Genomic DNA, 5,822 nt, shown 5'->3' with positions numbered 1-5,822 from the left:
TGGTGGCCTGCATGCACAAGCTGCTGGTCATCCTCAACGCCATCGCCCGCTCCAAGTCGCCTTGGCGCAACGACTTCACTGCGGTTCAGTAACGGGTTCATCAAGATGGTTGCTGTTCTGCCGCGCAGTGTAGGCAGCGGGCGCCATGGTGATGTCCTGAAAACAGGACAACAAGGGAAAGCCCTCAGCCCGTCGATTCCAGCAGCGCGGCCACCAGCTCGCGCTGCCCGGCGACGCCCAGCTTGCGGTAGACCCGCTGGCAGTAGGTCTGGGCGCTGGCGGCGGTCAGCCCCAGGCGCGTGGCCAGGGCGGCGGTGTCCAGCCCGTCCATCAGCGCCACCACCACGTCCTGATCGCGCTGGGTGAGCTGTGGCCAGCGCCGCACCGCACGCGCCAGCAGCAGACCGCCCAGGTCCTGGTGCACCGCCAGGCCGGTGTGGTGCAGGCGCACGGCTTGCACGATCAGCGGCGCAAAGGCTTCCACCACGCGGATCGCCGAGTCGTCAAAGGGGCCGTGTTCGGTGCCGCGGTACAGGTGCACCGACAGCCAGCGCCGCCCTTCGTACAGCGCCAGCACCGCCAGCCGCTCGGCCACCCGAGGCTGTTCGTAGCAGGTGCGCCGGTAGTCACCGTGGGCGATGTCGGCACCGGTCTGGCGGTGCAGCAGGATGCGCGGCGCATCCGGCCCAGCCTTCAATGCAGCGGCCCACTCGACCTGCATGACGTTGCTCAGCCCGTCAAGGCGGTGGAAGCGGTCCACATAGGCTTCGGCGATGTGGGGCAGTTCCTGCGTGCGCGAGCGGTCGCCCACAGCGACGACAACGGGCTTGCGGCCCGTCTCGAACGCGAAGATCGTGCACTGGGCCAGCGGCACCTGGGCGCCCACCAGGCGCAGCAGGTCTTCGGCCACGGCGTGGGCGTCGGCCTGGCCCAGCCGCGCCAGCAGCGCGCCGACCTGCGGCAGCGGCAGGGCCAGCGTGTGGGCCTGTAGGGGTGGCAACACCCAGTGCGTGGTCATCCGGCGCACTGTACGGGATGGCGCCTGCGGAAAGCCCTGCGGGCAGGCCCCCCGCAATGCAACCCCGACACGAACCGCGGCTGCGGAGTGCCGCTGCGGCGCGCTGCTGGCCCCTCCATTTGCAACACCCGCAACCAAACGCACGGTGCATCCCGTTACGGCTCTTACGGCGGCGACCAGAATGTAAGCCCCGTGGCACCTAGCATGGGCGCTCTACTTTCAGAAGGAGCTGACCCATGGCACTGCATTTCGGCAAACGCGACAACGAGATCAACAAACCCCTGAACAGCGGACTGGGCACCCAGCGCTATGGCGAGCCCACCGGCACCGCAGCCACCCGCGCCGCGAGCGCCACAGCGGCACCGGCTGCCACGGCAGCGCCCACCAGCGGCAGCACCCCGCCCGCCGCCAGCCACGTGGTGCCCGAAGGCGGCAGCAAGCTGACCGTCGGACCGAACATCAAGCTCAAGGGCGTGGAGATCACGGACTGCGACACCCTGTTCGTCGAAGGCCTGGTGGAAGCGACCATGGACTCGCGCGTGATCCAGATCGCCGAACAGGGCGCATTCAAGGGCACGGCCGAGATCGACATCGCCGAGATCCATGGCAGTTTCGACGGCAACCTCACGGTGCGCCAGAAGCTGGTCATCTACGCCACCGGGCAGGTGACCGGCAAGATCCGCTACGGCAAGGTGGTGATCGAGGAAGGCGGCCAGCTCTCGGGCGACATCGAATGCACCGTGGCCGCCACGTCGGCCCGGCCAGCCACCAGCAAGCCCGCCATGGCCCTGGCAGCCTGATCCCCCTGCCCGGGCCGTCGTGGACGGCCCGGGACTTTCTGAGGAAGGCCACACACCAGCCGTTATCCTCAGGGCATGTACGCCGGCTTTTTCGGTCTTCGCCAAACGCCCTTTTCCATCGCGCCCGACCCGCATTACCTCTTCATGAGCGAGCGGCACCGGGAGGCCCTGGCGCACCTGCTGTACGGCGTGCAGGGCGGCGGTGGCTTTGTGCTGCTGACAGGCGAGATCGGCGCCGGCAAAACCACCGTATGCCGCGCTTTCCTGGAGCAGGTGCCCGCCCATTGCCGGGTGGCCTACATCTTCAACCCCAAGCTGACGGTCAGCGACCTGCTCAAGACCATCTGCCACGAGTTCCAGATCGAGGTGCGGCCTGACGGCAGCGGCCCGGCCACCATCAAGGACCACCTCGACCCGCTCAACGACTACCTGCTGGCCAGCCACGCCCAGGGCCAGCACAACCTGCTGATCATCGACGAGGCACAAAACCTCTCGCCCCACGTGCTGGAGCAGTTGCGCCTGCTGACCAACCTGGAAACGCACGAACGCAAGCTGCTGCAGATCGTGCTGATCGGCCAGCCCGAACTGCGCAGCCTGCTGGCCCGGCCCGAGCTGGAGCAACTGGCCCAGCGGGTGATCGCGCGCTTCCACTTGGGCGCGCTCAGCGAAGCCGAGACGCGCCAGTACGTGCGCCACCGCATGGAGGTGGCTGGCCTCACCGGGCCCCTGCCCTTCAGCGACGCCGCCGTGGCCCGCGTGCACGCGCTCACGCGTGGCGTGCCGCGTCGCATCAACCTGTTGTGCGACCGCGCACTGCTGGGCGCCTACGCCAGCGACCGGCGCGAGGTGGACCCGGCCATCGTGGACCGGGCGGCGCAAGAAGTGTTCGACACGCCCGCCCAACCGCCCACCACCTCGCCAGCCCCCCGCAACGTCACCCGCCACTGGGCGGCACTCGGTCTGGGGGCGCTGGGCGGCGCGGCGGTGCTGGGCGCAGCCGTGTTCGCGCTGTGGCAATGGCCGGGGCTGCTGCCTGGCCTGCTGTCCGCGCGCACCCAGAGCCCGCCGCCCGTGGCCGTGAGCAGCCAGCCACCACCTGCAGCTCCCGCGGCCCAGACGGCCAGCGACCCCCCAACCGGCACACCCGCCGCGGCTCCAGCCGCACCGGCGAAGGTGGCGGCCCCCGAGGCCGAACCGCTGCAAGACCAGCCCCCGCCACGCAGTGCCCTGCTGGGCAGTGAAAACGCGGCGTGGCGCGAACTCGGCCCCCTGTGGGATCAAGCCCTGGCCGGCGAGGATCCCTGCGCGGCCGCCCTGGCCCAGGGCCTGCAGTGCTTCCGCACTGGACGCATGAGCCTGCACGGCCTGCGGCAGCTCGACCGCCCCGGCATCCTCACCCTTCAACTGGCCGACGGACCGGCACGCGCCCTGGTCACCGCCCTGACGGCCGACAGCATCACGCTGCAAGCCGGAGCCCAGCGCTGGCGCCTGGGGCTGGACACGCTGGCCTCCGTCTGGCGCGGCGATTACGCCACGCTCTGGCGCACGCCGCCGGGCACCACGGCGCGCATCGGCAACGTGGGCAGCGGCCCCGCCGTGCAGTGGATGGACGAACAGTTGCAGAGCCTGCAGGCAACAGGCCAGTTGCCCGCCGTTGCAGGCGACTTCACAGCCCGGCTGCAAGCCTTCCAGCAGGGCCAGGGCATCGACGGCGGCGGCAAGGTGACGCCCACCACCTTCATGCAGGTCAACCGCCTGAGCGGTGTGCCCGAACCGCGCCTGACGCCCCCCTGAAGCGACATGTCCTACATCCTTGACGCACTCAAACGGGCCGACGCCGAACGCGAGCGTGGCGCGGTGCCCGGCCTGCACAGCCAGACCGCTGCGCCCATGGCCTCCACCCCGAAGTCGCCGTCCAGCGGCCGCTGGCCACTGCTGGCCGCGGTCGGCCTGTGTGCGCTGGTGTTGCTGGCCGCCGCCCTCTGGTGGTTCAGCCGGGCCGACACGCCCCTGCCCGCCCGTGTGCTGGCGCCCGCCCCTGCACCTGTTGTGCAACAGACGCCGACACCTGCTCCCATCCGGGCGCCGCGGCCCGACGCACCAGCAGAAGCCCCAGTCACGCCCCCGCCCGCCACGCCCGCGACACCGGCCGCGGTGCCCCCCCTCCTGCGGCCCGAGACCCCGGTGGCCGCCATGACCACGACCCAGAACACCCCCTCCGGCGCCACCGCCACGGTCAGCCATGCCCAGCCTGCGCCGACCACGTCCCGCAACACAGAAGCCAGCGACGCGGGCGTGCGTCGCTTCGCCGACCTCACACCCGAACAGCGCGCCCAACTGCCACAGCTGAGCGTCAGCGGCGCCAGCTACTCGGCCAACCCCGCCCACCGCATGCTCATCGTCAACGGCGCGGTGGCCCAGGAGGGCCAGGAGGTCGCGCCTGGCCTGGTGCTCGAACGCATCGGCCTGCACCAGGCGGTGCTCCGCCAGGGCAACCTGCGTTTCAGCATCGCGTATTGAGCCCATGAACGACCACCACCCGCTTCTCCAGGCCGTCGGACTCAGCTTCGGCTGGCCCGGTCAGCCGCTGCTGAACGACCTGACCCTCGACATCCCGCCCGGCCTGACGGTGGTGCGCGGCGACGAAGGCTGTGGCAAGACGACGCTGCTGCGTCTGCTGGCCAGCGAATGGACGCCACAGGCGGGCAGCCTGCGGCGGCCCGGCCTGGACATCAGCCCCTCCGATGCCGCCTGGGCACAACAGGTGTGCTGGTTCGACCCGCGCAGCACCGCGCACGACGAGGTGGTGGTGCGCGAGCTGCTGGCCCGGCAGGCGGCGCAACACCCCGGGCATGCGCCGGATCTGCTGAACGAACTGATCGACGCCTTCTCGCTGGAACAGCACCTGCACAAGCCCATGTACATGCTCTCGACCGGCAGCCAGCGCAAGGTCTGGCTGAGCCTGTCATTCGCGGCCCAGGCGCCGGTCACCCTGCTGGACCAGCCCTTTGCCGCGCTGGACGGCCCGTCGGTACGCTGCGTGCGCGAACTGCTGGAGGACGCGGCCGAGCACACCAGCCGGGCCTGGGTGGTCGCTGATCACGAAGCACCACCGGGCCTGCACCTGGCGGGCGACATCGCCCTCTGAGTCGGCCGGCGCTCAGCGCCCGCCCAGCCCCATCGAGCGCGAGATCACCTCTTTCATGATCTCGTTGGTGCCGCCGTAGATGCGCTGCACGCGCGCGTCGGCGTAGGCTCGGGTGATGGGGTATTCCCACATGTAGCCGTAACCGCCGTGCAGCTGCACGCACTCGTCCATCACCTTGCACTGCAGGTCGCTGCACCAGTACTTGGCCATGCTGGCGGTGGCGGTGTCGAGCTTGTCCACCGCCACCAGTTCGCAGCACTTGTCGACGAAGACGCGCGCCACCTGCACCTCGGTCTGCAGCTCGGCCAGGGTGTAGCGTGTGTTCTGGTAGCTGCCCACCGCCTTGCCGAACACCTTGCGGTCTTTCACGTACTGCACCGTCCAGTCGATCGCGGCCTGTGCCGCGGCCACGGCGCCGATGGCGATCTGCAGGCGTTCCCAAGGCAGCTGCTCCATCAGGCAGATAAAGCCCTTGCCCTCGAACGCCTCGCCGCCCAGCAGGTTCTCCGCCGGCACCTGCACGTTGTCGAAGAACAGCTCGGAGGTGTCCTGCGCCTTCATGCCCAGTTTCTTCAGGCGCTTGCCCTTGCTGAAGCCGTCCATGCCGCGCTCGACCAGGAACAGGCTGGTGCCCTTGGCGCCCGCGGCCGGGTCGGTCTTGGCGACCACGATCACCAGGTCGGCATGCCAGCCGTTGGTGATGAAGGTCTTGCTGCCGTTGAGCACGTGGTGCGAGCCGTCCTTGCTCTTGATCGCCGTGGACTTGACGCCTTGCAGGTCGCTGCCCGCGGCCGGCTCGCTCATGGCGATGGCGCCCACCATCTCGCCGGTGGCCAGCAGCGGCAGGTACTTCTTT

6 protein-coding genes are annotated in these 5,822 nt (G+C 69.8%); 4 read left to right on the top strand and 2 right to left on the bottom strand.

Translation table 11 applies throughout. The features are described 5' to 3' along the window. Positions 1-184: 184 nt before the first annotated feature. Positions 185-1,018, bottom strand: a complete 834-nt coding sequence (locus ACR2JA_RS01390; protein WP_434007355.1) for a helix-turn-helix transcriptional regulator — start codon at positions 1,016-1,018, stop codon at positions 185-187. Positions 1,019-1,254: 236 nt separating this feature from the next. On the opposite strand from ACR2JA_RS01390, the gene ACR2JA_RS01385 reads away from it, so the two are divergent. The 4 genes from ACR2JA_RS01385 to ACR2JA_RS01370 all read left to right on the top strand — a co-directional run bounded on the left by ACR2JA_RS01385 (position 1,255) and on the right by ACR2JA_RS01370 (position 4,966). Beyond that, entirely contained in the window at positions 1,255-1,818 is a 564-nt protein-coding gene (locus ACR2JA_RS01385) for a bactofilin family protein (protein ID WP_434007354.1), read from the top strand. A 75-nt stretch (positions 1,819-1,893) separates the two neighbouring features. Continuing rightward, positions 1,894-3,612, top strand: coding sequence for an ExeA family protein (locus ACR2JA_RS01380; RefSeq protein ID WP_434007353.1), 1,719 nt, complete (start codon positions 1,894-1,896; stop codon positions 3,610-3,612). Between the two features lie 6 nt (positions 3,613-3,618). Next, on the top strand, positions 3,619-4,338 hold the full coding sequence (locus ACR2JA_RS01375) for a general secretion pathway protein GspB (RefSeq protein WP_434007352.1): 720 nt from the start codon (positions 3,619-3,621) through the stop codon (positions 4,336-4,338). 4 nt (positions 4,339-4,342) lie between these two features. Beyond that, on the top strand, positions 4,343-4,966 hold the full coding sequence (locus ACR2JA_RS01370; RefSeq protein WP_434007351.1) for an ABC transporter ATP-binding protein: 624 nt from the start codon (positions 4,343-4,345) through the stop codon (positions 4,964-4,966). Between the two features lie 12 nt (positions 4,967-4,978). Here ACR2JA_RS01370 and ACR2JA_RS01365 read toward each other — a convergent pair. Further along, the coding region (locus ACR2JA_RS01365; protein ID WP_434007350.1) for an acyl-CoA dehydrogenase family protein at positions 4,979-5,822 on the bottom strand (844 nt) is incomplete at its 5' end.

The organism is Hydrogenophaga sp. (assembly GCF_051007235.1).
In the GTDB taxonomy this organism is placed as follows: Bacteria; Pseudomonadota; Gammaproteobacteria; order Burkholderiales; family Burkholderiaceae_C; genus Hydrogenophaga.
Note: the sequence above shows the minus strand (reverse complement) of the source record. Positions and strands in the feature narration are given on the sequence as shown.